The sequence below is a fragment of the Nocardia lijiangensis NBRC 108240 genome (assembly GCF_001613045.1).
Lineage (GTDB): Bacteria > Actinomycetota > Actinomycetes > Mycobacteriales > Mycobacteriaceae > Nocardia > Nocardia lijiangensis.
Genome location: NZ_BDBP01000113.1, coordinates 1 through 26,255, shown reverse-complemented (window position 1 = coordinate 26,255; position 26,255 = coordinate 1). Strand labels below are relative to the sequence as shown.

General features: G+C 69.8%; 27 protein-coding genes. 6 read left to right on the top strand and 21 right to left on the bottom strand.

All coding sequences use genetic code 11. The annotated features are described in order from the left end of the window. Positions 1-170: 170 nt before the first annotated feature. The 9 genes from NL1_RS31885 to NL1_RS38830 all read right to left on the bottom strand — a co-directional run bounded on the left by NL1_RS31885 (position 171) and on the right by NL1_RS38830 (position 6,393). Positions 171-1,187: a DUF8320 family protein gene (locus tag NL1_RS31885; protein ID WP_067847433.1), complete on the bottom strand. Its 1,017-nt coding sequence runs from the start codon at positions 1,185-1,187 to the stop codon at positions 171-173. Then, on the bottom strand, positions 1,174-2,493 hold the full coding sequence (locus NL1_RS31880; RefSeq protein WP_245673677.1) for a sensor histidine kinase: 1,320 nt from the start codon (positions 2,491-2,493) through the stop codon (positions 1,174-1,176). Before NL1_RS31880 ends, NL1_RS31885 begins: the two co-directional genes overlap by 14 nt. Then, complete coding sequence (locus NL1_RS31875; protein ID WP_067847411.1) at positions 2,457-3,143, bottom strand: response regulator transcription factor; 687 nt, start codon at positions 3,141-3,143, stop codon at positions 2,457-2,459. Before NL1_RS31875 ends, NL1_RS31880 begins: the two co-directional genes overlap by 37 nt. 110 nt (positions 3,144-3,253) lie before the next feature. After that, the gene (locus NL1_RS31870; protein WP_067847408.1) at positions 3,254-3,706 is read right to left on the bottom strand and encodes a flavodoxin family protein; all 453 of its coding nucleotides are present in this window, start codon (positions 3,704-3,706) and stop codon (positions 3,254-3,256) included. Between the two features lie 6 nt (positions 3,707-3,712). Next, on the bottom strand, positions 3,713-4,216 hold the full coding sequence (locus NL1_RS31865; RefSeq protein WP_067847404.1) for a hypothetical protein: 504 nt from the start codon (positions 4,214-4,216) through the stop codon (positions 3,713-3,715). A 70-nt stretch (positions 4,217-4,286) separates the two neighbouring features. Then, positions 4,287-5,033: a 4-hydroxy-tetrahydrodipicolinate reductase gene (gene dapB, locus NL1_RS31860; RefSeq protein ID WP_067847401.1), complete on the bottom strand. Its 747-nt coding sequence runs from the start codon at positions 5,031-5,033 to the stop codon at positions 4,287-4,289. Positions 5,034-5,212: 179 nt separating this feature from the next. Next, positions 5,213-5,635 (bottom strand): type II toxin-antitoxin system VapC family toxin, encoded by a 423-nt coding sequence (locus NL1_RS31855; protein ID WP_067847399.1) that lies wholly within the window; start codon positions 5,633-5,635, stop codon positions 5,213-5,215. Further along, a complete protein-coding gene (locus tag NL1_RS31850; RefSeq protein ID WP_156095146.1) occupies positions 5,632-5,925 on the bottom strand; it encodes a type II toxin-antitoxin system Phd/YefM family antitoxin in 294 nt (97 codons plus the stop codon). Before NL1_RS31850 ends, NL1_RS31855 begins: the two co-directional genes overlap by 4 nt. 57 nt (positions 5,926-5,982) lie before the next feature. Further along, positions 5,983-6,393, bottom strand: a complete 411-nt coding sequence (locus NL1_RS38830) for a MarR family winged helix-turn-helix transcriptional regulator (RefSeq protein WP_067847393.1) — start codon at positions 6,391-6,393, stop codon at positions 5,983-5,985. 60 nt (positions 6,394-6,453) lie between these two features. On the opposite strand from NL1_RS38830, the gene NL1_RS31840 reads away from it, so the two are divergent. After that, positions 6,454-6,906, top strand: coding sequence for a MarR family winged helix-turn-helix transcriptional regulator (locus tag NL1_RS31840; protein ID WP_067847430.1), 453 nt, complete (start codon positions 6,454-6,456; stop codon positions 6,904-6,906). Here NL1_RS31840 and NL1_RS31835 read toward each other — a convergent pair. Both NL1_RS31835 and NL1_RS31830 read right to left on the bottom strand, forming a co-directional pair. Continuing rightward, positions 6,887-7,771 carry an NAD(P)-dependent oxidoreductase gene (locus NL1_RS31835; protein ID WP_067847390.1) on the bottom strand — a complete coding sequence of 295 codons (885 nt, stop codon included), beginning with the start codon at positions 7,769-7,771 and terminating at the stop codon, positions 6,887-6,889. The genes NL1_RS31840 and NL1_RS31835 overlap by 20 nt on opposite strands. A 155-nt stretch (positions 7,772-7,926) precedes the next feature. Next, positions 7,927-9,033: a zinc-binding dehydrogenase gene (locus NL1_RS31830; RefSeq protein WP_067847387.1), complete on the bottom strand. Its 1,107-nt coding sequence runs from the start codon at positions 9,031-9,033 to the stop codon at positions 7,927-7,929. Positions 9,034-9,218: 185 nt separating this feature from the next. On the opposite strand from NL1_RS31830, the gene NL1_RS31825 reads away from it, so the two are divergent. Next, positions 9,219-9,614 (top strand): VOC family protein, encoded by a 396-nt coding sequence (locus tag NL1_RS31825; protein ID WP_067847385.1) that lies wholly within the window; start codon positions 9,219-9,221, stop codon positions 9,612-9,614. Positions 9,615-9,738: 124 nt separating this feature from the next. Here NL1_RS31825 and NL1_RS31820 read toward each other — a convergent pair whose 3' ends face one another. Then, positions 9,739-11,139, bottom strand: coding sequence for a pentapeptide repeat-containing protein (locus NL1_RS31820; protein ID WP_245673676.1), 1,401 nt, complete (start codon positions 11,137-11,139; stop codon positions 9,739-9,741). Positions 11,140-11,284: 145 nt separating this feature from the next. Here NL1_RS31820 and NL1_RS31815 point away from each other — a divergent pair, with 145 nt between their 5' ends. Next, positions 11,285-11,692 (top strand): hypothetical protein, encoded by a 408-nt coding sequence (locus tag NL1_RS31815; RefSeq protein WP_084511219.1) that lies wholly within the window; start codon positions 11,285-11,287, stop codon positions 11,690-11,692. A 13-nt stretch (positions 11,693-11,705) separates the two neighbouring features. Here the strand turns inward: NL1_RS31815 and NL1_RS31810 are convergent, their stop codons facing one another. Beyond that, on the bottom strand, positions 11,706-12,935 hold the full coding sequence (locus NL1_RS31810; protein ID WP_067847376.1) for an MFS transporter: 1,230 nt from the start codon (positions 12,933-12,935) through the stop codon (positions 11,706-11,708). A gap of 94 nt (positions 12,936-13,029) precedes the next feature. Here NL1_RS31810 and NL1_RS31805 point away from each other — a divergent pair, with 94 nt between their 5' ends. After that, positions 13,030-13,371, top strand: a complete 342-nt coding sequence (locus NL1_RS31805; RefSeq protein WP_067847373.1) for an ArsR/SmtB family transcription factor — start codon at positions 13,030-13,032, stop codon at positions 13,369-13,371. Between the two features lie 13 nt (positions 13,372-13,384). On the opposite strand, the gene NL1_RS31800 is transcribed toward NL1_RS31805, so the two are convergent. The 4 genes from NL1_RS31800 to rpsO form a co-directional block, all read right to left on the bottom strand. Then, positions 13,385-14,764, bottom strand: a complete 1,380-nt coding sequence (locus NL1_RS31800) for a tetratricopeptide repeat protein (protein WP_067847370.1) — start codon at positions 14,762-14,764, stop codon at positions 13,385-13,387. A 380-nt stretch (positions 14,765-15,144) separates the two neighbouring features. Continuing rightward, complete coding sequence (locus tag NL1_RS31795; RefSeq protein ID WP_067847426.1) at positions 15,145-16,440, bottom strand: M16 family metallopeptidase; 1,296 nt, start codon at positions 16,438-16,440, stop codon at positions 15,145-15,147. A 95-nt stretch (positions 16,441-16,535) separates the two neighbouring features. Then, positions 16,536-18,806 (bottom strand): polyribonucleotide nucleotidyltransferase, encoded by a 2,271-nt coding sequence (locus NL1_RS31790; protein ID WP_067847367.1) that lies wholly within the window; start codon positions 18,804-18,806, stop codon positions 16,536-16,538. A 479-nt stretch (positions 18,807-19,285) separates the two neighbouring features. Beyond that, complete coding sequence (gene rpsO, locus NL1_RS31785; protein WP_067847364.1) at positions 19,286-19,555, bottom strand: 30S ribosomal protein S15; 270 nt, start codon at positions 19,553-19,555, stop codon at positions 19,286-19,288. Between the two features lie 162 nt (positions 19,556-19,717). Here rpsO and NL1_RS31780 point away from each other — a divergent pair, with 162 nt between their 5' ends. Then, complete coding sequence (locus NL1_RS31780; RefSeq protein ID WP_067847359.1) at positions 19,718-19,975, top strand: nuclear transport factor 2-like protein; 258 nt, start codon at positions 19,718-19,720, stop codon at positions 19,973-19,975. Positions 19,976-20,011: 36 nt separating this feature from the next. Here the strand turns inward: NL1_RS31780 and NL1_RS31775 are convergent, their stop codons facing one another. The 3 genes from NL1_RS31775 to NL1_RS31765 all read right to left on the bottom strand — a co-directional run bounded on the left by NL1_RS31775 (position 20,012) and on the right by NL1_RS31765 (position 24,484). Next, positions 20,012-21,004 carry a bifunctional riboflavin kinase/FAD synthetase gene (locus NL1_RS31775; RefSeq protein ID WP_067847356.1) on the bottom strand — a complete coding sequence of 331 codons (993 nt, stop codon included), beginning with the start codon at positions 21,002-21,004 and terminating at the stop codon, positions 20,012-20,014. 124 nt (positions 21,005-21,128) lie between these two features. Beyond that, positions 21,129-22,685 (bottom strand): protein kinase domain-containing protein, encoded by a 1,557-nt coding sequence (locus NL1_RS31770; RefSeq protein WP_067847351.1) that lies wholly within the window; start codon positions 22,683-22,685, stop codon positions 21,129-21,131. After that, a complete protein-coding gene (locus tag NL1_RS31765) occupies positions 22,682-24,484 on the bottom strand; it encodes a sensor histidine kinase (RefSeq protein ID WP_084511217.1) in 1,803 nt (600 codons plus the stop codon). Before NL1_RS31765 ends, NL1_RS31770 begins: the two co-directional genes overlap by 4 nt. 353 nt (positions 24,485-24,837) lie before the next feature. Between NL1_RS31765 and NL1_RS31760 the strand changes: the two genes are divergently transcribed. Then, the gene (locus NL1_RS31760) at positions 24,838-25,542 is read left to right on the top strand and encodes a metal-dependent transcriptional regulator (RefSeq protein ID WP_067847420.1); all 705 of its coding nucleotides are present in this window, start codon (positions 24,838-24,840) and stop codon (positions 25,540-25,542) included. A gap of 87 nt (positions 25,543-25,629) precedes the next feature. Here the strand turns inward: NL1_RS31760 and NL1_RS38335 are convergent. Beyond that, a partial coding sequence (locus tag NL1_RS38335) for a hypothetical protein (RefSeq protein WP_245673675.1) occupies positions 25,630-26,255 on the bottom strand: 626 nt, incomplete at its 5' end.

Sequence of the window (26,255 nt, the reverse complement as noted above, 5' to 3'; positions counted from 1 at the left end):
CCGAAGCCGCCGCCCAGCTCCACCGCCTCCGCGACGCCGCCGCCGTCCTCCGCGCGCACCCGGATTACGCCGCGCCGCAAGCGAAGATCGACGCCGTCACCGGGTTGCTCACCTCGGGCCGCTTCCCGCTGCTCGATTGAGCGGAGCCCCCAGAAAATCGACAGCGTAGGTCAAGCGGACACGTCGACCGAGCCGTTGACGTCGATTTCGGTGCGCCGGTGCAGGTCGACGGTGTCCACCAGCACGGTTGCCAGGATCCGGCGGCCGATCGGAAGCACACGGACCGTGACCGAGCCGGTATTCGCCACGTCCAGCTCACGGGTCGCGGCATCGATCACGCGATCCCGTACCCACTTCGGGACACCCGCGAATCCGCCGTCATCGAGCAGTACGACCTCCACGCCGCGCGATCGGGCGCCGCGCGCCGCACCGCTCAGTTCATCGGTGACGAGTTGCGGGGCGCGCAGCCCGTCGCGCAGCTCCGCCTCGAGCAGCCGACATTGCTCCCGCTCCGGCGCGGTCAGCTCGACTCCGTCCGCGATCCGCTCCAGAATCGGGCCCGCGGCCTTGTCCAATCGGGCCAATTGCCTGTTCCGCTCGGCGTTCTCGGCCACCAACGTCGCCTCCGCCGCCGCACGCATGGTCGCGTCCTCGCGAAGCGAACGCAGCGACTGCTGGGTGGGCCGCATGATGGTGGCGAAGACCGAGACCCCGGCGACGGTTCCGATCGGCACGAGCGAACCGACAATGGCCTCCCAGCGCATGCCGATGAGGAGGCCTACGGTCGCGACGACCGACGCGATCCCCGCGACACCGAGCCAGGCGGCGAGAATTCGGCCACGCAGAGCCAAGACCGCGAGGACGTACGACGAGGCGAAGGCGGCCCACACCGCTTGGTGCGACCGATCGGGCGGCACGTAGAAAACCGTCATCGCGGTGGACACCGGGCCCGCGGCAATGACGAATGCCACCGCGGCGATGGGCAGCGGATCGACCGGGATCACCACCACCAGGAAACCCGCCGACGCGACGAGCACGAGCGCCGTCACCGCGAAAGGCAGCGGTGCGTCGTGGAAGCACCGAGCCATGTACAGCATGATCGTCACTTCGAGGATGAGCAGGAACAGCCACGCGGCCCTGCCCCGCAAGCCCATCAGATCCCGCAGCCCTGCTTCAGTCTCGGCCATCGCCACCCCACACCAACGTCACCGTCGTTCCCTCGCCGGGCTGCGACTCGACGAATCCCGCGGCGCCGGACAACCGGCGCATCCGGCCGAGAATGCTCACCGAGACGCCGAGTCGATCGGGCGGGACGCTGCCGAGGTCGAATCCCGCACCGTCATCGGTGAACACGACCCGGATTCCGCCCGCACTGACGGTGACCGTCGTGCTGCGCCGTACCTTGCGTCCCGGGACGCCTGCGTGCCGCAAGCTGTTGCGCGCCGCTTCCGACAGCGCCGCGGCGATGGTGCCTGCCACCTCGACAGGCAGTTGCAGATCATCGAATCCCGGCCACCGCCGCGCCGTGAAATCGATCCCGGGATTCACGTCGTGGACAGCCGAACGGAGGAAGCCGATCGCGGATCGTGCGTCGAGGCGGTTCGTCCGTTGATCGCCGCTTCGGGATTCGTCCAGCTCGCGAAGCGTTCGTTCGGCCTGCCTGCGCAGTACCTCGGAATTCGCGCCGCGGGACGCGTCGAGCAGGGTGGAGAGCACGGCGTCGTGGATCAGCGCGGCGAATCGCGACCGCTCACGATCGCGAGCCGCCGCGCCCGCGACCGCGGCGGCTTGCGTGCTGGCGAGTTCCGATTCCCGATCGACGCGCGCAGCGGCGTTCTTCGCCGAGCCGATGCACCAGACGAACAGGGCGCCGAGACCGCCCGCTCTGCTGAAGTCGCCGAGCGCGGAGGTCAGCGTGAACGGCGATTGCACGTAGATGTTGATGCAGGCGCTGGCCGCCGCACCCACGACGAGATAGGCGAGCGCCGACCGCGTGCGCCACCCGAGCCCGGCGGTGAATACGCACAGCGCCAGGATCCGGTACAACCACGCGGAGGTGGACTCGACCGAATGAAGATCGTGCGACAGCGGCACAGTCGCAATCGCCGCAAGGTAACTCAGTGCCGCGGCTCTGGCTACGACGACGATCGCCCGGGTGTTCGTTCCCAAAGACACCAGGGCGAGCACCGGATACCACCCGAAGGCCAACGCCACAGCCAATACCGTCCAGTGGACCGGAGCGCCTTGGCTCTGATCGGCGATCTCCGGTAGCTCGACAATTCCGACGATGACGCCTGCGATGCCTATCGCCAGGCCCATCCGGCGCAGGATTCGATCCGATCCGGCCGAGGCGACACTCTCCGAGGTGGGCGACCGATCGCGCCGACGACTCACCCCGATGCGTTCGAGCGGGGCGGTGCGTGCGGTCGATGCGGTGTCCAGCGTGCTGGACGGGATCATCCGCGCGGGTGCCGCTCGGGAACCGGTAGCCACCCGTCCTCCACGGCACGCTTGTAGAGGTCGGTCTTGGTCGGGGCGGGGCGGCCCGCGTCGGCATATTTCTGGCGAATGCGGCCGAGGTAGTCGTTGACGGTCTGCTCCGACAGACCGGTCAGGCGTGCGACGCGGGAGGCCTTCTCACCCGAGGCGTACAGGGTGAGCACTTCCTCCTGGCGGGGGCTGAGGCCCACGTCGGACAGTTGCGGGTCGCCGTCGATGGCGGCGGCCCAGTCGGTGGTGACCACCTGCTGGCCCGAGGCGGCACGGCGCACGGCCGCCACCACGGTCGGGACGTCTTCGGATTTGCGCACCACGCCGAGCACGCCTGCGCGGGCCGCGGAGCGCACGAGAAACGCGTTGTCGGCGCCGGTGAACACCAGCACCTCGATGCCGCGTTCACGCAGCGCGCGCACGTTGTCCTCGGGCGCGGAGCCGTCGGCCAGTCGCAGATCCAGCACCACCAGATCCAGTGCGGGCGCCGAACCTGCCGCCGCGAGCAGCTCCGGCACGGTTCCCGCCGTGTACACCAGATCGAGGTCCGGTTCCGGTGCAAGCATCGCGGCCAGCCCGATCGCGACCGATTCGTGGTCTTCGACCAGCCCGATCCGTCGCGCTGCTCTCTCGCCGCTATCGGCCCACGTCACCTAGACACTCCCATCCCGAGCAACTCGTCCACAGTCCCCCCGCTACAACGTCACCTGGCAGTATGACGGCCGCGGAGGCAAACGGTCAGACACCAAAAATCGGGGCCGGTCTACGCCATCAGCTGCGCGGCGACGGTGGCGCCCAGCTCCCAGCATTGTTCCAGGTCGGCTTTGGTCGGCGGACCCAAAACAATCACCGGCGCAACCGCCTTCACCCAGCCGAGCCCGGTGGTCACGCGATCGACGCCGCGTTCGGCGCCCTCGGTGCCTTCGTTGCCGTGCAGGTAGAGACCGTAGGGGCGGCCCTTCGTGGAATCCAGGCACGGGTAGTAGAAGGTGTCGAACGCGTGCTTGAGCGCGCCCGACATGTAGCCGAGGTTCGCCGGGCTGCCGAGCAGGTATCCGTCGGCGGCGAGCACATCGCTCGCGGTGACGCCGAGCGCCGCGCGCCGCACCACTTCGACGCCCTCGATCTCCGGATCGGTCGCGCCGGACACCACCGCCTCGAACATCGCCTGCATGTGCGGCGACGGGGTGTGGTGAATGATCAACAGTCGGGCCACTGTTCGTTACCCTTCGCGCTGCTCGCGTTCCAGTTTCTCCAGTGCCACCGCGCGGCGCATGGTTTCCCGCGCCCGGGTGCGGTCGCCCGCGTAGTCGTAGGCGCGGGCCAGGCGGTAGGAGACCCGCCAGTTGTCCGGGTCCGCCTCCCATTCCTTCTTCACCTGCTCGAACAGTTCGTCGGCGGCGGCGCGTTCGATGCGGCCCGACGGTCGCCGCGGCAGCGTGGAGGTATCCAGTTCCAGGCCCTCCCCGTGGATGCGGCGGGCCAGGTGCTGGTGGGCCAGTGCCGCGCGCACGGTGGCGGCCACCACCCACACGCCGACGATCGGCAGCAGCAGCACGCCGACACCCATCGCGACGCCCGCAGGCTCACCGGAGCCGATCAGGGCGAACGAGATTCGGCCGAGCAGCAGGAAGTAGAAACCCAGCGCGAGCACCAGTGCGGCGATGAATCCCACGACGCGCGCGATCTCGCCGCGACTGGCGTTGGCCTCCGGTTCGGCGTTCACGGGCGCACCTTCGACGCGACCGTCCGGCGCACGACGGTTCCCGAGGGCGCTGTTACGGCGATGCGCAGGCTCATAGGTCGAGGAACGGATCGAGTCCGATGGTCAGGCCCGGTCGACCGGCGATCTCCCGGACGCCGAGCAGCACGCCCGGTGCGAACGAGGAGCGGTCGATGGAGTCGTGCCGGATGGTCAGGGTCTCGCCCTGGGTGCCGAACAGCACCTCTTGGTGCGCGACGAGTCCGGCCAGGCGCACCGAGTGCACACGCACGCCGTCGACATCGGCGCCACGCGCGCCCTCCAGCTCGGTGGTGGTCGCGTCGGGGCTGCGGCCCACCCCCGCGCGCGCCCTCGCCTCGGCGATCAGGCCCGCGGTGCGGTAGGCGGTGCCCGAGGGCGCGTCGGCCTTGTTCGGGTGGTGTAGCTCGATGACCTCGACGGATTCGAAGAACCGCGCCGCCTGCTCGGCGAAGCGCATGGACAGCACCGCGCCGATGGCGAAGTTCGGGGCGATCAGCACGCCGGTCTCGGGCCGGTCGGCCAGCCAGCCGCGCACCTCGGTCAGCCGCGCGTCGTCGAAGCCGGTGGTGCCGACGACCGCGTGAATGCCGTGCTCCACCAGGAACTTCAGGTTGCCCATCACCACGTCGGGGTGGGTGAAGTCGACCACGACCTGGGTGCCGTTCGCGGTGAACGTCTCCAGCGCGTCGCCCTTGTCGACCTCCGCGACCAACTCCAGGTCGTCCGCCGCCTGCACCGCCGCGCAGATCGCCTGTCCGACTTTCCCGCGTGCTCCGAGCACTCCGACCCGAATGGTCACCGCACCTCCTCGTTCCGCTGGTGTTGAGGCAAGCCTATCGAGCGACGCGTGGACCGAGATTCCCCGGGCGTCCACCGGCTCGTGCCGGGCCATGAGGTATCGACGCGGAGCCGCTGTCGTCCAGCCGTCTATGCGTCATACGACGGAATTCATCAGTTGATGCGCATAGCCCCATAGGACTATGTCCATGGGCATACAACCGTTACTCCAGTAGCGCTGAAGTGCCGAACATTGCGAGTGACGACTTCCAACCCGTGCGATTCGGCAGTCGCGGCGACCAGCGCGTCGGTGGCATCGACCGACCGCCCCTCGGTTTTGACCCGCGCCAGCATCCTGCCCCACGCATGAGCCACCGCCTCGTCCACGGGAAGCAGCCGACGCTCGAACCTACCGATCAGCGAGAGTGTCAACCATTCGACGAGCCGCTGTTTGCGACCCGCGTCGGACAGCAACTCCACTCCCTTGCGAATCTCCCCCAGCGTGATGACGCTGAGGTGCAGGCGATCCTCGTCCGCCTCATCCAGCCACTGGACCAGCCCCGGGTTCGGCTGCGGTTTCACCCATTCCGATACCGCGCAGGTATCGAGCAGGAACCCTTTCACAGTTCGACGTCGCGGGCATCGGCGTCGATGCGCTCGATCGTCAGATCGGCTCCGCGCAACGGTGATTCGGCCATGAACTGCGCGAAGCTGCCCGACCGGTTCGCCTTCTGCCGCCACTCCTCGATCGGAACGAGCACCGCCACCTCACGCCCATGCTTGGTGATCACCTGGGGACCCTCCCTTTCCGCCGTGTCGATCAACTCCGAGAACCTGGCCTTGGCGTCGGCGAGCGGCCATGCCACATCGGCAGAGTTCTGCCCGGGCGGTTCAGCACCCTTGCGAGACCTCACGATTCCCGCCTTTCGACCATTCTGACCACTCTGGTCGATTCAGCATAGCAAGGCGGCCTAGCTTGCGTCGGCGAGATTTCCGATCATCCGTTCCAAGACCTGCAGGGTGGTCGCGAACTGGCCGGGTTCGACTCCCTGCGCCATCGCTCGGCGGCGTTCGCCGATGCGGGCGAAGGTGTCGTCATGGGTTGCCCGGCCCGTGACGGTCAGGGCGAGCGCATCGGCATCCGCGGTGATCAGGCCCGCCGACGACAAGGTGCGGATCTCGGTCGTCCACTCCCCCTGGGTTTTCCAGAAGGGAGCCAGCGCTTCGCGCAGTTCGTCCGCCGAGCGCGGCCCCTCGGACAGCGTGTGCAGCAGTTGCCAGTGCCGGCGACTCAGTCCACCGGCCGCGAGGTCGTCGTCGAATCGCGCTTCGATCAGCCGGTCGAGTTCCTTCAGCAGGTATCCGATTCTGCGCTCGGCCATCAGCCCTCCAAGTGAATGTACTATTACATCTATATGTAGTTTGACATGGAGATCGAGGCGATGGAAGAGCACAGTGCGCACACCGAGGCGATCACGGCGGCCATGGTCCGCATCCGGCGCAGGCAGACGCGCGGTGCGCTGGCGGGCGAGAGCCGGGTTCCCGCCGCGGTTTTCCGGGTTCTCGACGCGGTGTCGAGCATCGAGAACGCCACCGTGGGAGCACTCGCCCCGGCCCTCGGCGTCGATCAGCCGCGCGCGAGCCGCCTTGTCGCCCAGGCTGTTTCGGAGGGATGGCTGGAGCGGGTCGCGGACCAGCGGGACGGACGCAAGGCGGTGCTGCGCCCGACCCGGCTCGGTCGCCGGATCCTCGCCGAAGCCCACCGCAGGCGCGAAGCGGCGACCGCGGCGGCGATGGCCGACTGGACCGAACGCGAACGCGCCGAATTCGCCCGGCTACTAGACCGTTTCGTAGACGCGATGGGCGCCGCCGACGCTACGCCGCCGGCGTCCTGAGCACCTCGATCAGCGCCGTCACGCTGTGCTCGCGATGCCCGGCCGCGACCGCGCGGCGCAGCAGCTCCGCCATGGGCGCGTGCCAGGACATGTCGACACCCGCTTCGGCGCCCACCGCCAGGTCGCTGGCTAGGGCGTCGTGGAACAGCCCCACCGAGGAGCCGAGCTTCGTGTAGTCGCCGGTGTCGATCTCCTCGGCAAGCAGCGGGAGCAGCGACTCGATCATCCGCAGCCATTTGGCGGAGTACGGCACCATCGTGCGGGCCTCGATACCGCGCGAGGCGAGCACCGCGGCGCCCTCGAAGAACCCGAGGAGCGCGGGCAGCAGGGTCGCGCCGACGGCCGCCTCGTACAGCGCGGCGAGATCCGGTTCGTCACCCAAATGCACCGTCTCGCCGCCGAGTACCCGCAGCGTGGGCAGGTGTTCGTCGTATACGGCGCGATCACCGCCGTAGTACAGCAGCGTGTCGGCGGCGCCTACGGCCGCGGACACGTTCTTGATCGCGCCGCCGAGGAACCTCGCCCCGCGCGCCTCGGCCCACGCGGCGACGCGCCGCGCCTCCGACGGTGCACCGCTGGTGAGAGTGATCAGGGTGCGTCCGGCCAGCACCTCGCCCGCCGGGGCGAGCGCGTCCAGCGTGGCCTCGAATCCGGCGAGCACCGAAACGATCAGCGGACTCGCCGCGACCGCGTCGCCGATCGCCGCCGCGTGCGTCGCGCCGCGCGCCACCAGCGGCGCGGCCTTGCCGGGGGTCCGGTTCCACACCGTGGTCGGATGGCCCGCGGCGACGAACGCCGCGGCCACCGCACTGCCCATCGAACCGAGTCCCAGCACCGTCACCGGCCCGCGCGTCGCGTCGGTCATCTTGCCTCCCAAGCCGTTTCGTCCCCATCCGGGGCTTGCGAAGGCGAGTCTGCGCGGGGCCTCGACGGCCGACAAGTACCTACTTTTCGGTCGAATACGCACGTCCGGGTAAGTAACGAGCGCCCGGCCCCGCACCGGTGACGGTGATCACCGAATCAGTCGAAGACGATCACCTGGCGCAGCGCGTGCCCGGCCGCGAGCTCGTCCATGGCTCGGTTGACCTCGTCCAGCCCGATGTGCGCCGACACCAGCCGCTCCACCGGAAGCCGCCCCTCCCGCCACATCCGCACGTACTCGGGGATGTCGCGCGCGGGCACCGCCGAGCCGAGGTAGCTGCCCACGATGGAACGTCCCTGCGCCACCAGGCCCAGCGGCGAGATGCTCGCGCGGGCGTCGGGGGCGGGCAGACCGACGGTGACCGTGGTGCCGCCCGCCGCGGTCGCCGCGACCGCGGTCTCGAACGCGCGCACGTTGCCCGCGGCCTCGATCACCACCTCCGCCTGCACGCCCTGTTCGGCGACCTCGGCCGGGGTGTAGGCCGCCGTGGCGCCGAGATCCTTGGCCAGCGCGAGCTTTTCGGGGACGGTATCGACGGCGATCACCTCGGGCGCACCCAGGGAGACGGCCACCAGCACCGCCGCCATACCGACGCCGCCGAGGCCGACCACCATGATGCGGTCCGCGGGGCCCGGTCGCGCCGAATTCAGCAGCGCGCCACCGCCGGTGAGCACCGCGCAGCCGAGCACGGCCGCGACCTCCGGCGGCACGTCGTCGTCGACAGGGACCACCGAGCGGCGGTCCACCACGGCGTGCGTCGCGAACGCCGAGACGCCCAGGTGGTGATGCACCTCCGCGCCCTCGCGCAGCAACCGGCGGCCGCCGTTGAGCAATTCCCCGGCGTTGTTGGCCACACTGCCCGGCACGCACGGCATGCGCCCCTCGCTGGCGCAGCCCGCGCACTCGCCGCAGCGGGGCAGGAAGGTCATCACCACGCGCTGCCCGACCGCGATATCGGAGTCGCCCGCGCCGACCGCCACGACGCGGCCCGCCGCCTCGTGTCCGAGCAGCATCGGGACCGGCCGCACCCGGTTGCCGTCCACGACCGAGAGGTCGGAATGGCACAGCCCGGCGGCCTCGATCCGCACCAGCAGTTCGCCCGGTCCCGGTTCGCCGAGGTCCAGCTCACAGACGTTGATCGGCGCCGACTCGGCGAACGGTGCCGGTGCCGCGATCCGCTCCAGGACCGCCCCACGAATCTTCATGGCAGCGACGCTACCGGGGCCTGTGCCGGGCGGAGCCGACACCGCCGAAACTCGCGCGACGCGACGATCGGGGGTTGGCACGACCGGGGGTTCACCGCTATCGTCGATCGGCGTGACGGTGCTCCTGTTGGCCGCCTTGTACCGAGCCCAGGGTCGGGACCGTCACGATTCGAGGAGATAAATCCCTGTCCATTCAGTTCAATCACACCATCGTCGGCTGCCATGACAACAGAGTTTCCGCGGAATTCTGGGCCGACATCCTGGGCCTGGAAATCGGCAAGGAATGGGGTCCGTTCATCGAGCTTCCGATGAGCCATGGCGTCAGTTTCGACTTCGCAGTCGTGCCCGGCGAGGCCCCCGAGATCCAACCCCAGCACTACGCCTTCCTCGTCTCCGACGCCGAGTTCGACGCGGCCTACGCCAAGATCCAGCGCTACCGGCTGGAACACTGGGCCGACCCGCGCCAGCAGGCGCCCGGCGAGATCAACCACAACGACGGCGGGCGCGGTGTGTACTTCCTGGACCCGAGCGGTCACTACCTGGAATTGATCACCGTTCCTTACGGGGGCTGGCCGGAGTAGCCGGGGCGGGCGTCCGTCGGCGGCTCGCGCAGAGCGGGAGCGAAGGCGGAAGTACGCACAATGCAACGGGCGGCGTCCATTCGGGCGTCGCCCGTTGCGCTGGGCGATCTGCGCCCGCGGGTGTTCAGGCGCTCGGCGCGGGTGTGCCCTCCGGGACGGGCGGCCATGGATTCGGGTTTACCGATTGTGGTTTGCGGGTCAGGTTGTCGTCCCAGTCGAAACGCACGCCGACCCATGCCTTCGGTCGGTCGAAATGCGTTTCCCCCGCGGTGAAGCGGGTGGCGGTGAAGGAGATTTCGCCGAAGAAGTCGCCCTCGCGGAAGTCGGCGGTGTGGCCGGCGATGGTGCTGCGGGCGAAGCTCACCGCGCCGTGGAATTCCGCTCCCACGAAGTCGATTTCGCGGGTGGTGCGGCGGCGCAGGCGCGGTGCGGCACCGAGTTCGGCCTCCTCGAACGTGACGGCCGTGGCGTAGAGCTGCGCCGCGGTGAATGCGACCCGTTGACCGGAGAAGGCGGCGTGTTCGAAGGAGACCCGCTCGCCGTCCAGGGTGGCCTGTGCGAAAGAGGTCAGCTCGGCCTGGAACGCGGCCGACCGCCATGATGTTCGCGCACCGACGAATCGCGCGCCGACGAACCCCGTGTGCGCGCCCGCGAACTTCGCCTCGTCGAAACAGGTCCGGGGGCTCTCGAAGGTCACACCGTCGAAGGTGGTGCGCGCGGTGCGGAATTCGGTGTTCTCGAAGTTCACGATCGGAGCGGTGAAGGTGGCGTCGCGGAAGGTCACGTGGTGGCCGGTGAATCGGGCCCGGTTGAAATCGGTGAACCGGTCGCCGACGAACCGCGCCCTGGCGAAAGTGGTCCAGCGGCCGCCGAATTCGGTCGCCTCGAAATCCGCGTTCTCCAGTACCCCGCCGGTGAAGTCGAAATCGCAACGCGACCAGGATGCTTCGCTGTACGGCCGCAGGTGGTCGGCGATCACGCGCACGATGGTGCCGCGCACCTCGCGGTCGTTGTGCCGTATCCGATAGACGCGTTCGATCTCGCGGCCGGATTCCTGCGCGGTCTCGGCGCGCGAGATCAGGTGGTTGGCTCCGTCGTCCGGTTCGTAGGGCAGACGCAGGTATCCGCACAGCACGTCGACGCACTGCTGGCGCCGCACGGGAGCCGAGAACTCGTCCGCCACACCGGCCATCGCGTAGACACCGGCCAGCCGCACGGCCGGATCGTCATCGCCCAGTTGCCGCGCCGCAGCCCCGAACAGTTCGGCGAACCGGCCACGCTCCAGATCTCGCTGCCGCCGGTATGCCACGACCAACGCCACCGCGCCGCCCGCGCCCGCCGTCACCGACAGCGCAATCCTGGTGAGGTCCACCTGATTCGGCGTCTCCGCCTTCGCACCCAGCCCCAACCACAACAACCACCAGGTCAACCCCGCGACGGCCAGTCCACCGATGACCGCACCGAGCACCGCGAACAACAACGCCGCGCGGTGCATCCGGCGCCCCAACCTCCCCCACCATCGCATGAGCTGCATGGTAGCTCGATTTCCCGCGACCCGACCAGCAGAAGTCGAGCCCAGCCTCGCAGAGGTTCGCCACGCCTCGCAGCGGACGCAGGCGCTGCGAAGCGTGCGAAAGCGCTGCGCGGCACCGCATTCGTATGATTTCGGGATGACCGGGAATCATGAGATGGAGATCGCTGGTGCGGTCGAAGCGCTGCACGCCGACCTAGCCGCTTGGCTGGGGTCGGCCGCATCGGACGAGATCTTCGAGCGGTTCGCCGCGGCACAGCACGAGCGGTTCTCCATGGTGACTCTATCCGGTGCGGTCCTCGGCCGCGACGAGCTGCTGGCCGGATTGCGAGGAGCGCGAAATGCGCAGCCGGGCTTGCAGATCGAGGTGTCCGAGGTCATGGAGCTCACTCGCGCGGGCGAGCTCGTGGTGATCCGGTTCCTGGAGCGCCACGGCACCGAGGAGGACTCCTCTTCGCGCCGGGTGACGGCCGTGCTGTGCGCCGAGGATGGGCCGAGCCCCAGGTACCGCTGGCTGGCGGTGCACGAGACCGCCACGGACGAGTAGATCGGCAGCAGCGCTAGTCCGAAACCGCCACCGCCTCACCCACTTCCGCCCGGGAACCGCGAATCCCGAGCCCCGCCGCCACCAAGCACGCCACCGCTACCACCGCGACGAACCAGGGAAACACCGTGTCCAACCCCCAGGTCGTCGCCGCCCAACCGGCGAGGATGGTCGGCAGCGCCATCGCCGAGTACGCCAGCAGGTAGTACGCCGACATCGTCTCCCCGCGCTTGTGGTGCGGGACCACATTCGACAGGTGTCGCAGCGATCCGCCGAAGCCGAGGCCGAAGGTGGCGCCGAGCACGACGCCCGCGCCGAGCACCGCGACCCAGTTGTGGGTGGCCAGTGCGGGCACCGTGAGCAGCAGTGCCAACGCCATGCCGGTGTCGCCGAGGACGGCGGCCCTGCGCGCCGGGATGCCGGTCGCGAAGAGTTGCGCGGCGGCGCCGGACAGGGCGGTCGAGGCGACGACCGCGCCGCCGAAGACGAGATTGTGGATGCCGGTCTGCTGCGCGGCCAGCGACGGGTACAGCGAGAGCAGCACGCCGAGCACCGACCATGCGGCCATCACACCGATGGCCGAGAACCAGAAGTCCGCCCGGATCTCCTGCGGCACGGCCGGTTTGGCGATGCGGATCCGCCCCGCCTGCCGGGCGCCGTGCGGTTCGCGCAGGGCGAGCACGCCCGCGGCGATCGCCAAGCAGACCACCGTGATGACGACGTAGGGCGTGCGCAAGGGGTGCGGCGCGTACTGCGCGAGCAGCGCCGAACCCAGAATCGCCACGGCCATGCCGACATTGAAGGCGACGCCGCTCAGCTGCCCGGACCGTGCGCCACGGTGCGGTCGCAGGTCGAGCAGTGCGGCGGCACCCGCCACCACGGTGGAGCCGACGGCCATGCCGTGCAATGCCCTGGCCAGCAACAGCATCGGAACCGAATCGGCGAGGACGAACACCACGAGCCCCGCGATCATGGTGGCGAAAGCGCCGAGCAGCACGGGCTTTCGGCCGACCACGTCGGAGATGCGGCCGGACACCAGGACCGCACCGAGCGCGGCGACGGCATACACGGCGAAGACGGTGGTAGTGGTGAGCGGCGAGAGGTGCCACTGCGTTTCGTAGATGCCGTACAGCGGCGCGGGCACGCCCGACACACCGAGCGCCACGCCGCTGGCGACCAGCACCAGCGCGTACGCCCAGCGTTGGGTGGTCTGCTCGTCGGCGGCCACTGCCGTTGTCGCTGCCATCGATAACCCCGATCAGGTAAGTTTGATATTGATCGAACTCCATCGACCATACAACCCGGTTCGATGATCATCAAACCCCCGAGTGAGGTAGATCATGACCGATGGCACCGAAGCCGCGCCGCCGATCGCACCGCTGCCGACCGTGCTGGGCGCCCTGCAGGACCCGGTGCGCCTGGAGATGGTGCGCCGCCTGCGCAACGCGGGTACCGCAGTGCGCTGCGGCGCGCTCTACGACGTGATCAACAAGTCCACCGCGACCCACCACTTCAAGATCCTGCGCGAGGCGGGCGTCATCGAGCGACTCGTCGTCGACGGCCAGACCTGTCAGCGGCTACGCGCCGATGACCTCGACGCCGCGCTCCCCGGCCTGCTCGACGTGGTCGTTGACGCCGCCAACCGGGCACAGGAGAATGCGGCGGCCGACGCCGCCCGCTGACCCGCGGATCGGATCAGGACGCCCCGGTGAATGTCTCGGCCGCCATCCGCAGGAAGCTCCACCGAGTTCCGAGCACCGCGAGGGCGAGCAGCGTCAGCAGCGTGGCGCAGTAGGTGACCGGCCGACCCCAGTTCCTCGGCCCCAGGGCGAAGACGAGCAACAGCTCGAGCAGCAACGTCACCACGACCATGCCGAGCAGCGCGGCGACCACCGGGAACGCCGCGGGCTCCCGCGACCACCACCGCAGCGCGCCGAGCACACCGAGCACACCGAAACCGAAGCACACCACCGCGATGACGCTGAACAGGGCGTAGTCCTCGGCGGCATCACGATCGGTCTCGCCGTGGTAGCGCCGCAGCCACGCCGCGAACAGCAGCAGGTGCGCCATGCTCGCGCCGAACACCCCGACGATCAGCAGCGCGTAGCCCGCGCCGACCAGCGAGGTGCGCAACATCACCGCGCCGAGATCCGCGAACAGGCTCGCGAACACCAGCGCACACAATCCCAGCAGCGCCTCGGGGCGGCGCAGCAGGCGCGTTCGCAGATAGCGCGGCGGCAGCTGTCTGCGCAGGGCGCGGAACACCCGGACCCACGCGACGAGCACGACGATGAACAGCAGCGGAGTCGCCACCCGCAGCACGCCGGGGCCCACCCACATCGACAACGTGACGACCGCGACCGCGAAGAACCACACCCAGACTGCCAGGCGCAGCAGCGCCCGCCACATGATCTCGGCGAGGAGTCGCCGCGCGGGCGCGTGATTCGGGCTCGCGCCGAGCAGTCCCCGTAGCGTCGCCACCGCCTTGTCGCGAGTGGAGAAATCCCCGAACTCCAGCCGGGCGCGGGTCTCCAGCAGCTCGACGTGCAACGGATTCTCGGCGAGCCCGCGTTCCACGTGACGGCGCGCCTCGGCCAGATCGGGCAGCTTTCGATAGCTCTCGGCGGCATGGGCGAGGACGTCCGCGTTCTGCGGCGCGTAGGCACACGCACTGCGCAGCGCGGCGCGGGCTTCGGCGCGCAACTCGTCCGTGTTCGACCGGCCCGCGATGATCTGAGCCAGCGTGAGCAGCGCGCTGACGCTGTGCGGCGCGATCCGCACCGCGGTGCGCGCCAGCCGCAGCGCCTCGTCCTGCTCGTTGTTCCGGTGATGGACGAGGGCGGCCGTCAGGTAGGCGTCCACCCGGTCCGGGTCGGCGGCGATCGCTGCCTGCGCGCCACGCAGCGCCGCGGCGTAGTCGTTCAGCCGATAATCGATATCGGCCAGTTCGGCGAGCAACAGCGGATCGTCCGGCGTCACCGCCAGCGCCGCGCCGAGGATGCGCCGCGCCTCCGCAGGCCGATCCAGATCGCGGGCGGTGTGCGCCCGCCTCACCGCCTCCCACACAGTGCTCATCTACTCCCCCCGCGCCACTTTCGTCGCCCGCACGCTACCCGGTCGGCCCTCGGGGGAGGCAAATCGACGGACGGACGGGCCGACGCCGAGGCCGCCAACTCGGCTATGCCCCACCGCATTCCGAGGGCGGCGCCCAAACCGTCACCAGCAGCCGAAGGCCGACGGCAGGCGGATCGATGGCCGCACCCGGACGAGCTCGACGGTAGATCCCGGCCTGGATCTACCAGGCCTACTCCCAGCCGGATACGACGCCGAATCAGCGCCGCACCTCGGCGTGCCACCCCGACTACCTGGCCACTACGGCCAGGTCTGCGTGAGCGCGACCCCCGGCACCGCCTCCACCGTTCCTCCAGCCGCGCAACAACTTACGCGTACGCGGCTCAGTGATCGACGAGGTGGCGCACCGCGGCGGGCAGGTCGCGGGTGCGGCGATACGGTCCGGCGACCGAGGCACCGAACGGCCGGGCGAGCAAGGTGCGAGCGATGGCGGTGACCTCGTCGGTGGTCACCGCGTCGATCCGCGCCAGTGTCTCCGAGACGCTGCGGTGGTTGCCGTAGCTCAGTTCGCTGCGACCGATCCGGTTCATCCGGGAGGCCGAATCCTCCAGGCCCAGTACCAATCCGCCGCGCAGCGAGCCTTTCGCGCGAGCGCATTCTGCGTCGGTGATGCCGTGCTCGGCGACCTCCTCCAGCACACCGCGCGCCAAAGTGGCCACCTTGCCGAGGTTTTCGGGCTGGCAGCCGATATACACCGAGAACGCGCCGGTGTCGGCGAAGGTGTCCACGCTGGAGTACACCGAGTACGCCAGGCCGCGCTCCTCCCGAATCCGCTGGAACAGGCGGGAACTCAGCCCACCGCCGACGACGGTGTTGAGCACCGACAGCGGCCACCGGCGATCGCCTTCGTGGCGGCCGAACGCGCGGACCCCGAACGCGAGGTGGGCCTGTTCACTGTCGCGGTAGGTCCGCTGCAAGTCCGGAGCGCCGTGCGGACGGAACCGTCCCTCCCGGCGCGGCGCGGGTTGCGCGTCCGCGTCGAGGCGGCTTTCGAAGGCGCGGTGCACCAATTCCACGGTGTGGTCGTGCTCGACATTGCCCGCGACCGCGACGACCATCCGGTCGGGCCGGTACCTGCGCAGGTGAAAGCCCCGCAGCTGACCGGCCTGCATGGCCTCGATGGACTCCGAGGAGCCGATCACCGGGCGTCCGATCGGGTGGTCGCCGAAGAGTGCGGTGAGAAACGCGTCGCCGACCAGGTCTTCGGGGTCGTCGTCGCGCATGGCGATTTCCTCGAGCACCACCTGCCGCTCGACGTCCACGTCCACCGAGCGGCACAGTCCATTGAGCACGACGTCCGAGACGAGATCCACTGCCAGCGGCAGGTCCTCGTCGAGCACGTGCGCGTAGTAGCAGGTCTGCTCCTTGGCGGTGAAGGCGTTCAGCTCACCGCCGACGGCGTCCATGGCCTGCGCGATGTCCAGTGCGCTACGGCTCGGGGTGGCCTTGAACAGCAGGTGTTCCAGGAAATGCGCCGCGCCCGCGACCGTGCGTCCTTCGTCGCGCGAGCCGACGCCCACCCAGACGCCGATCGAGGCGGAGCGGACGCCCGGCACGTGCTCGGTGACCACCCGCAACCCTCCGGGTAGCACCGTGCGCCGCACCCCGGTATCCGCCATTCGCGCCTCGTCCACCCGCCGCTGTAGTGACGAACCCCCCTGCCCGGTCGGGAGCAGGGGGGTTGCCGTCTTCTTCTTCGTCACACCGACAAGTACTACTCGGTTCCGGCGTCGAGGGTATCCGCATCGGCGGTCTCCTCGGCGCTCTCGTCGACCGGGATCAGCGAGATCTTGCCGCGGTTGTCGATGTCGGCGATTTCCACGCGCAGCTTGTCGCCGACGTTCACCACGTCCTCGACCTTGGCGACCCGCTTGCCGTTGCCCAGCTTCGAGATGTGCACCAGACCGTCGCGACCCGGCAGCAACGAGACGAACGCGCCGAAGGCAGTGGTCTTGACGACCGTGCCGAGGAAGCGCTCGCCGACCTTCGGCAGCTGCGGGTTGGCGATGGCGTTGATCGCGTCGATCGCGGCCTGCGCCGACGGGCCGTCGGTCGCGCCGACGAACACGGTGCCGTCGTCCTCGATGGAGATGTTGGCGCCGGTGTCCTCGGTGATCTGGTTGATGACCTTGCCCTTGGGGCCGATCACCTCGCCGATCTTGTCGACCGGGATCTTGATCGCGGTGACGCGCGGTGCGTACGGGCTCATCTCGTCCGGGGTGGTGATGGCCTCGGCCATCACGTCCAGGATGGTGGTGCGGGCGTCGTGCGCCTGGCTCAGCGCACCGGCCAGCACCTGCGAGGGGATGCCGTCCAGCTTGGTGTCCAGCTGCAGCGCGGTGACGAACTCACGGGTGCCCGCGACCTTGAAGTCCATGTCGCCGAAGGCATCCTCGGCGCCGAGGATGTCGGTCAGCGCGACGTAGCGGACCTCGTCTTCGCCCTTGTCGTTGGTGACGGTGTCGGAGACCAGACCCATCGCGATGCCCGCGACCGGGGCCTTCAGCGGCACACCGGCGTTCAGCAGCGCCAGGGTGGAGGCGCACACCGAGCCCATCGAGGTGGAACCGTTGGAGCCCAACGCCTCCGAGACCTGACGGATCGCGTAGGGGAACTCCTCCTGGCTGGGCAGCACGGGGATCAGCGCCCGCTCGGCCAGCGCGCCGTGGCCGATCTCGCGACGCTTCGGCGAACCGACGCGACCGGTCTCACCGGTGGAGTACGGCGGGAAGTTGTAGTGGTGCATGTAGCGCTTGGAGGTCTCCGGGCCGAGCGAGTCGACCTGCTGCGCCATCTTCACCATGTCCAGCGTGGTGACACCCAGGATCTGGGTCTCGCCGCGCTCGAACAGCGCCGAACCGTGCGCCCGCGGCACCACGGCGACCTCCGCGGACAGCGCGCGGATGTCGGCGAGGCCACGGCCGTCGATGCGGAAGCCGTCGGTCAGGATGCGCTGGCGCACCAGCTTCTTGGTGACCGAGCGGAAGGCGGCGCCCAGCTCCTTCTCGCGGCCCGCGAAGTCGTCGCCGAGACGCGAGAGCACGTCGAGCTTGATCTCGTCGATCTTCGCCTCGCGCGCCTGCTTGTCGGCGATGCTCAGCGCCTCGTTCAGCTCGCGCTTGGCGGTGCCCTCCACGGCCTCGAAGACGTCGGCCTCGTAGGGCGGGAACAGCGGGAACTCGCCGGTCGGCTTGGCGGCCAGCTCGGCGAGGTCGGCCTGCGCACGGCACAGGCGGGCGATGAACGGCTTGGCGGCCTCCAGGCCCTCGGCGACCACGGCCTCGGTCGGCGCCTGCGCGCCGCCCTCGATCAGGGCGATGACGTTGTCGGTGGCCTCGGCCTCGACCATCATGATCGCGACGTCACCGGACTCGACCACGCGACCCGCGACGACCATGTCGAACGTGGCGCCCTCGAGCTGCTCCACGGTCGGGAACGCGACCCACTGACCCTCGATCAGCGCGACGCGCACGCCGCCGACCGGGCCGGAGAACGGCAGGCCCGCGAACTGGGTGGACGCGGACGCGGCGTTGATCGCCACCACGTCGTACAGGTCCTTCGGGTCCAGGCTCATGACGGTGACCACGACCTGGATCTCGTTGCGCAGGCCGTCGACGAACGACGGACGCAGCGGACGGTCGATCAGGCGGCAGGTCAGGATCGCGTCGGTGGACGGACGGCCCTCGCGGCGGAAGAACGAGCCGGGGATGCGGCCCGCGGCGTACATGCGCTCCTCGACGTCGACCGTCAGCGGGAAGAAGTCGAACTGATCCTTCGGCGACTTGCTCGCGGTGGTCGCCGACAGCAGCATGGTCTCGTCGTCCAGGTAGGCGACGACCGAACCGGCGGCCTGGCGGGCCAGCCGACCGGTTTCGAAACGTACGGTGCGGGTGCCGAAGGAGCCGTTGTCGATCAGCGCGACGGACTCGAACACACCCGGCTCGACCTCGACGGCCGAGGACTTGGGTTCAGTTGTTTCGGACATTCTCTTCTCTCAACCTCTCGTCTCGCCGGCTCGAGCGCACAGTGGGCGCGATCCGGCTGTCGTCAGCCGTACCCGGGTACGGACGCGCGGCAACCCTCCTGGCTGCGACGCGCACACCCGGCCGGACCCCCTTGGATACGGCGACGCGGAGGCGGTCATCGATCGAAGCCCGCCGGCGCTACGCCGGGAGGCCACTACCGAAGACCGACGCCACGCGGTCGGGTGCATACGGCTGTCCATGTTGTCGTACGACGGGATGCTCTCCACCCCTCATACACAAATAGCCAACGGGGAGATTGTACGTCTCCTCGTTGGCGATATGACGACCGCCTCTGGTGGGCGCGTGTCGGGCGTCCGTTCGCACCGACTCATCGCCTCGCGCGAGGCCGTCGATCAACTGTTCGCGGCCCCGGCCCGAGATCGTCCGATCCCAGGCCGGGAAGCCGCGGAACTCGCCGCGCACCAGGCGCGGCGGGAGATCACCGGCGCAGGCCCAGGCGCTCGATCAGCGAGCGGTAACGCGCGATGTCGTTGTCCTGCAGGTACTTCGAGAGGCGCTTGCGACGACCGATCAGCGCCATCAGGCCGTGGCGGGTGTGGTGGTCGTGCTTGTGCTTCTTCAGGTGCTCGGTGATGTCGGCGATCCGCTTGGACAGCAGCGCGATCTGCGCCTCCGGCGAACCGGTGTCCTTCTCGTGCAGGCCGTACTCGGCGAGAATCGCCGACTTCTGCTCGGTGGTCAGCGCCACGTGGCATCCACTCCTATTTCTCAGTTCCGCGTTCGAAGGTTCCGGTCTCCCGGGTCGGGCGCCACCGCGGACCGCAGCAAACCCGAGGATCCACCTTACCGGAGCGCCCCGCGCGGACCCAATCGCGGTGCGGACGCGGGATCGGCGTGCTGCAATCGAGCCATGGACCCCGCCGTGCACGACGTGCTGGACGCTCTGGCCCGCGAGGACTACGCGTCCCTGCGCCCGCTGCTGCACCCGCATCTGCGGTGGACCGACGGCGCGGACACGATTCACGGGCGCACCAAGGTCCTCGCCCATATCGCCGCGAATCCGACCACTGCGCCGCCCGTCTCCTACGAGCTGCGCGACGGCCAGATCTACCGCTGGGCGGTTCCGACCGAGGACGAGGAGGCTGCGCCGGACTCGACGCCGGACTGAGCCCCGATCGCGCTAGGACTCGGCGCGCGACCGGCCTCAGGACTCCGTGCCGGACCTGGCTCCGGTGTCGGCGGCGGTGAGCATCTTGCGCGCGTTCTCGACATCGCGGCCCATGGCCTCGATGAGGTCGTGCATCGTGTCGAACTTGCGCATCCCGCGCAGGTGCTCGACGAAGTCCACCGCGACGTGCTGACCGTAGAGGTCGGCGTCGCCGTCGATGACGTACGCCTCGACGGTGCGGGCGCGGCCGGAGAACGTGGGATTGGTGCCGACCGAGATGGCGGCCATCGCCCGCTCGCCGGGGGTGACGGTGCCGATCGTCGGACCCGGCCCGAGCACCGTGAACCAGCCCGCGTACACGCCGTCGGCCGGGATCGCGGCGTGCATGGGCGGCGCCACGTTGGCGGTGGGGAAGCCGAGTTCGCGGCCGCGTCCGTCGCCGTGCACCACGACGCCCTCGACGCGGTGCGGGCGACCCAGCGCCTCGGCGGCCGCGGCCATGTCGCCCGCGTCCACGCAGGCCCGGATGTAGGTGGAGGAGAAGGTCACCGCGTGCTCGCCGATCAGCTTCACGCCGTCGACCTCGAAGCCGAAGCGCTCGCCCAGCTCGCGCATGGTCTCGACGGTGCCCGCCGCCTTCTTGCCGAAGGTGAAGTTGTCGCCGACCACGACCTCGGTCACATGCAGCCGCTCGACCAGCAGGTCGTGCACGTAGCGGCCGGGGGTGAGCTTCATGAATTCCTGGGTGAACGGGATCACGCAGAACACGTCGACGCCCAGTTCCTCGACCAGTTCCGCCCGCCGGGTCAGCGTGGTCAGCTGCGCGGGGTGCGAGCCGGGCCGCACCACCTCCATGGGGTGCGGGTCGAAGGTCATCAACACCGCGGGGACGCCGCGCGCGGCCGCGGACTTCACGGCCCGGCTGATCAATTGCGCGTGGCCGCGGTGCACTCCGTCGAACACGCCGATCGTGAGCACGCACCGTCCCCAGTCCGCGGGCACCTCATCGAGGCTTCGCCATCTCTGCACGTTCGCAGCCTACGCAAGTCGAGGTCCGAACAGTATTCGGGCGTACCAGATGTCACAGAACGCTTGCCATCGCACCGAGTGCGGACATGCGAGCGGCCCGCCTGAGCTCGAGGGCCGCTCAGGTTCAGGAGTCCGCGCGCAGATACGTCAGCACCGCGAGCACGCGGCGGTGGTCGTCGGGTTCGGGCTGGAGACCGAGCTTGACGAAGATGCTGCGCACATGCGCCTCCACCGTGCGCTCCCCCAGGAACAGCGCGGCGCCGATCGCCCGGTTCGAGCGTCCTTCGGCCATGAGCCGCAGGACTTCTCGTTCGCGCGGCGAGAGCTCGTCGAGCGGTCGGTGGCCGCGGTGCGGGCGGCCGACCAGGCGGGTGACGAGGTCGGGATCGATCGCCGAGCCGCCGCAGGCGACCCGGCGCAGCGCGGCCACGAAGTCGTCGATGTCGGACACCCGGTCCTTGAGCAGATAGCCGAGGTGGTCCGCGCCGTTGCGGAGCAGGTCGAGCACGCTGTCGGTCTCGATGTACTGCGAGAGCAGCAGCACGGCCGTCCCCGGGCAGTCGCGACGGATGGTCGCGGCCGCGACGACGCCCTCGTCGGTGAAGGTGGGTGGCATCCGGATGTCGACGACCGCGACGTCGGGGCGGTGCACCCGGACCAGGCGCAGCAGGTCGGTCGCGTCGCCTGCTTGGCCCGCCACGTCGATGCCTTCGTCCTGGAGCAGCCGGGCGACCCCTTCCCGCAGCAGGACGGAGTCGTCGCCGAGCACGACCCGCAGCGTCGCCGGGCTCGGCGCGCCGTCCACGGTGACGGTTCGATCGTCCTGGCCGTCCGCGGCGAGCGCACTGCGCGCCGCGGCCGCCAGCGCGGTGCAATTCGGATAGCGGTCGGCGGGTTTCTTCGCCATCGCACGCGCGATCACCTGGTCGAACGCGCGCGGCAGCCCGGGGGTCACATCGCTCGGCCGCGGCACCGGCGCGTTGAGGTGGCCGTTCATGATCGCCGCCGAGCTCGGACCCGGATACGGCGGACGGCCGGTCAGCAGGTGAAACAGCGTGCAGCCCAGCGAATACTGGTCGGTGCGATGATCGATCTGACGCCCTTCGATCTGCTCCGGCGCGGCGTAGCGCAGGGTCGCGACCAGCGTGCCGGACGCGGTGAGATGCACGGTGTCGTCGAGTGCTTTCGCGATGCCGAAGTCGGCGAGCAGCACCCGCTCGAGCTCGCCGGGATGCGCCGGGTCGCCCAGCAGGATGTTCGACGGGTTGACGTCGCGGTGATACACCCCGGCGGCGTGCGCGTAGTCGAGTGCCGTGGCCACGGCGGCGACGATGCGGACGGCGCGCTGCGGCGCCACCGGACCGGAGCGCACCAGGTGCGCGACATCGGTACCCGGCACCAATTGCATCGCGATCCACAGCCGGTCGCCCGCCCGGCCCCGGTCGTAGACGGCCACGATGTTCGGGTGGTCCAGCCGGGCCGCGTGATCGGCTTCGGACTCGAATCGGGCTCGCACGCAGTCGTCCTGGGTCAGCGCGAGGTGCAGCACTTTCAGCGCGACGCTGCGCGGCAGGTGGGGATGGCGGGCCGCGTACACCGAGCCGGTGCCGCCCGCGCCGAGCACGCGTTCGACGGTGTAGCCCGCGAACACGTCGCCGGGGTCGAGGTGGTAGCCGTTCACGGGGTGTCCTTCGGACGCAGCGGCAGGGTGGCCACCAGCACGGTGCCGCCACCGTGCGGACTGTCGATCGTCAGATCGCCGCCGAGCGCCGCGGCCCGGTCGCACAGACCGCTGAGCCCGCCGCGGCCGACCTGCGCGCCGCCCAGCCCGTCGTCGGCGACCACGACTCGCAGCGTCTCGTCGCGGGTCTCCAGGCGAACGGCGACGTGCGTGCCGCCGGAATGCTTGGCGGCGTTGGTGATCGCCTCGGCGATGATGAAATAGGCGGCGAGTTCGACGCCGGGAGACGGCCGGGTGGTGAGCGCGCTGTCGGTCTCGACCGGGATCGGCGAGCGCTCGGCGAGGGCGGTGACCGCGGCGGGCAGTCCGCGCTCGGCCAGCACCGGCGGGTAGACGCCCCTGGCCAGCTCCCGCAGCTCCGCCAGCGCGGTGTCCACCTCGCTCGCGCTGCGGGTCAGCAGGTCGCTGTGGGTGTTCGGGTCCGCCATCGCACGCTGCGCGCGGCGCAGCATGATCGCGGCCGCCACGAGGCGCTGTTGCACGCCGTCGTGCAGGTCGCGTTCGATGCGCCGCCGCTCCCGGTCACCGGCGGTCACGATGCGCTCGCGGGAACGCCGCACCTCCGCCAGCTGCTCCTGCAGATCGTTGCGCAGCTGTTCGTGATCCAACGCCAGCTCGGTCGCGCCGCGCACCGCGGCAAGCAGTTCCGGTTCGGTACGGAGCAGTTCGTCGTAGATCAGCGCGGCGACCGGGACACCTTCCCGCTCGAGCACGGTCGCCACGCGCCGGGAGTCACGCGGCAGCTCGCGCACGACACCGTCGTCGTCGACGTAGCCGCCGCGGACGGGATCGAAGCGCCAGAGGGCGAGCGTGGGATCACGCAGAGCGCGGCGCAACGCCTCGAGGAACCCGGCCCCGATCGGCGTCGCGCCGATCTCCACCATCGCGTCACTCACCGCGGCGCGCGCCATCCGGTATCGGACCTGGCCGTAGGCGATGGCCATCGGCAACAGCACGATCGGGACGTAGCGCAGGTTCAACGTCCAGCTCTGCTGCGACCCCGGGAACCGCAGGGCCGTCGCGAGGATCCACAGCACGATCACGCCCGCGATCGTGGTGCCGACCATCACCGGCCAGAAGCCCGCGCGATAGGCCACCGTCCCGGTGTGCCAGCGCCGGATGCACACCACGACGAGCACGACACCGATGAGAAAGGCCAGTGAACCAACCGTGAGCTGGATGCGGTCGGCGATCACCGGGTCGTGCCGGATCAAGAACAGGTTGACCGAGGTGGACGGGTACGGAGCGGGCGCCTGCCTCGGGTCGAAGAACATCCACTCGGCCGCGACGCCGAACACCGCCAGCACCCAGCACCCCCGGACGCACCACCGTTCCCACGATGCGTGCAGGCGTCCGGACGGGAAGCCGAGCAGGACCGGGATCACCACTGGCAGATAGAAGTTCGTCAGCAACGCACCGCCGGTGAACAGCAGCGGGTCGCTGGATCGGCGCACGCCCGCCGCCAGCCACGTCAGACCCGCCACGGCCAGCAGCGGACCGGCCAGGTCGTAGCGACCGCTGATCCAGATCCACAGTCCCGGCACCACGAACGCCGCACCGGCCAGGAGATAGAGCGCGAGTTCGCCGGGTCCGAACACCGGCCACGCCGGATGCTGCGCCGCCGCGAACGCCTCGCGCGGCCCCAGCAGCAGCGTGCGCGCCGGATCGTGCACGGCAGCCTCGCTCCAGTCCACCGCAAGCACCACACCGATACTCAGCAGGGCGGCGAGTGCCGCCACGCCGATGATGTGTGGGGTCGCTCGTGGGACCACGCGAACCCGCTTCCGACTGCCCCGACCATCTCAGCATCCTCCGCCGGAATCGACGGCACAACCGGTCCACTCGCGGACCGGCCCTTGGCTTCCGCTCCTCTTCATGCGCTCGGGACGCACCGCGTAACCGCCCGCGTTCTGCACACTCCGACCTGCGGTTCCCGCGCGGAAGTGGCCTCCGGGTGACCGGGCCGCGACCGGCGAGAACACGAGTGGCGAACGAGTTCGCCGCATCCCGGTGTCCGACTGTGTGAATCGGGAGGGATGTGCATAAGCTCGAGTATGTGCCTGGTAAACGAGACATCGCCACCCGCCGCGAGCTGACCGAGGGCGAGCCGAACGGCAACACCACGACCCTGGCGCCGGAGCTGACGTCGGTCGCCCAGGACTACCTGAAGGTCATCTGGACCGCACAGGAGTGGTCGCAGGAGAAGGTGTCGACCAAGCTGCTCGCCGAGCGCATCGGCGTCTCGGCCTCCACCGTCTCCGAAGCCGTGCGCAAACTCGCCGACCAAGGACTGGTCGAGCACGCCAGGTACGGGTCGATCACGCTGACCGAGCACGGTCGCCGCGCAGCGGTCGCGATGGTGCGCAGGCACCGCCTGATCGAGACCTTCCTGGTCAACGAACTCGGCTACGGCTGGGACGAGGTGCACGACGAGGCCGAGGTGCTCGAGCACGCGGTCTCCGAACTGCTCATGGCCCGCATCGACGCCAAGCTCGGCTACCCGGACCGCGATCCGCACGGCGACCCCATCCCCTCGGTGGACGGCGCGGTGCCGACGCCGCCTGCGCGCCAGCTCAGCGATTTCCAGGCGGGCCAGTCCGGGCGCGTCGCCCGGATCTCCGATTCCGACCCGGACATGCTGCGCTACTTCGACTCCGTCGGCATCGCGCTGGACACCGCCATCGCGGTCGTCGAGCGCCGCGACTTCGCGGGCACCATCGCCATCCGCATCGGCGACGGCACCGCGACCACCGACCTCGGCCGCCCCGCCGCCGAGGCCATCTGGCTGACGGCCTGACGAACGACTTCCCGGCACATACCGTTTCGACGCCTCACAACGGCACTGCCGCTGTGAGGCGTGTGCGGGATGTGTGAACCTGCGATATCAGCAGGAGTGGAAGTAGGGCTGGAGGCGGGCGGGAACGCCGTCGGCGGCGGCGGTCGACCAGCAGGTGTCGTGCGGGAAGACGACGTAGGTGCGCCAGCCGTCGGGGGTGCGGTGGACGATGCGCTGGCTGTCGCCGGGGATGTCCCAGGAGATGACCGCCCACGCGCCGTCGCATTCGCTGACCGTCGCTGCGTCGGCGGTCAGGTCGCCCGCGTCGTCCAGTTCTCCGACGATGGTCTCGGCGGCACAGGCCTCGGGCGCCGGATCGTTGAAGCGCAGCGTGCCGGTCACCACCAGACCGGATTCGGTGACGAACAGCGTGTGCATGCCCTCGGGGACCGGGTCGGTGCCGGGCGGCGGGTCCATCCGGAACCGGAAGCAGCCGACCGGCACCACGAAGACGGCCCGCCCGTCGTCACCGGTCACCGCATCCCAGCGCGCGATCTCGGTGGCGCCCAACGGAATATCGAGCTGGGCCATATCGCACGGCCGCATCTGGCGCACGCTGACCGGGACGTCCGGCACCGCGACACCCGCGAGCGTCACGGTCTCGATGACGGCGGTGCCGAGCGCGGGTGAAGCGGGCGGTTGCGGCGCGGGAGCGGGAGCCGGCGGTGCCGGGC

Excerpts from the sequence above, each read along its gene's own strand:
- NL1_RS31885 (WP_067847433.1), bottom strand. The coding sequence starts at position 1,187 with ATGGCCGAGACTGAAGCAGGGCTGCGGGATCTGATGGGCTTGCGGGGC.
- NL1_RS38830 (WP_067847393.1), bottom strand. The coding sequence starts at position 6,393 with ATGGCCGAGCGCAGAATCGGATACCTGCTGAAGGAACTCGACCGGCTG.
- NL1_RS31840 (WP_067847430.1), top strand. The coding sequence starts at position 6,454 with ATGGAAGAGCACAGTGCGCACACCGAGGCGATCACGGCGGCCATGGTC.
- NL1_RS31835 (WP_067847390.1), bottom strand. The coding sequence starts at position 7,771 with ATGACCGACGCGACGCGCGGGCCGGTGACGGTGCTGGGACTCGGTTCG.
- NL1_RS31830 (WP_067847387.1), bottom strand. The coding sequence starts at position 9,033 with ATGAAGATTCGTGGGGCGGTCCTGGAGCGGATCGCGGCACCGGCACCG.
- NL1_RS31820 (WP_245673676.1), bottom strand. The coding sequence starts at position 11,139 with ATGCGATGGTGGGGGAGGTTGGGGCGCCGGATGCACCGCGCGGCGTTG.
- NL1_RS31815 (WP_084511219.1), top strand. The coding sequence starts at position 11,285 with ATGACCGGGAATCATGAGATGGAGATCGCTGGTGCGGTCGAAGCGCTG.
- NL1_RS31810 (WP_067847376.1), bottom strand. The coding sequence starts at position 12,935 with ATGGCAGCGACAACGGCAGTGGCCGCCGACGAGCAGACCACCCAACGC.
- NL1_RS31805 (WP_067847373.1), top strand. The coding sequence starts at position 13,030 with ATGACCGATGGCACCGAAGCCGCGCCGCCGATCGCACCGCTGCCGACC.
- NL1_RS31800 (WP_067847370.1), bottom strand. The coding sequence starts at position 14,764 with ATGAGCACTGTGTGGGAGGCGGTGAGGCGGGCGCACACCGCCCGCGAT.
- NL1_RS31795 (WP_067847426.1), bottom strand. The coding sequence starts at position 16,440 with ATGGCGGATACCGGGGTGCGGCGCACGGTGCTACCCGGAGGGTTGCGG.
- NL1_RS31790 (WP_067847367.1), bottom strand. The coding sequence starts at position 18,806 with ATGTCCGAAACAACTGAACCCAAGTCCTCGGCCGTCGAGGTCGAGCCG.
- NL1_RS31780 (WP_067847359.1), top strand. The coding sequence starts at position 19,718 with ATGGACCCCGCCGTGCACGACGTGCTGGACGCTCTGGCCCGCGAGGAC.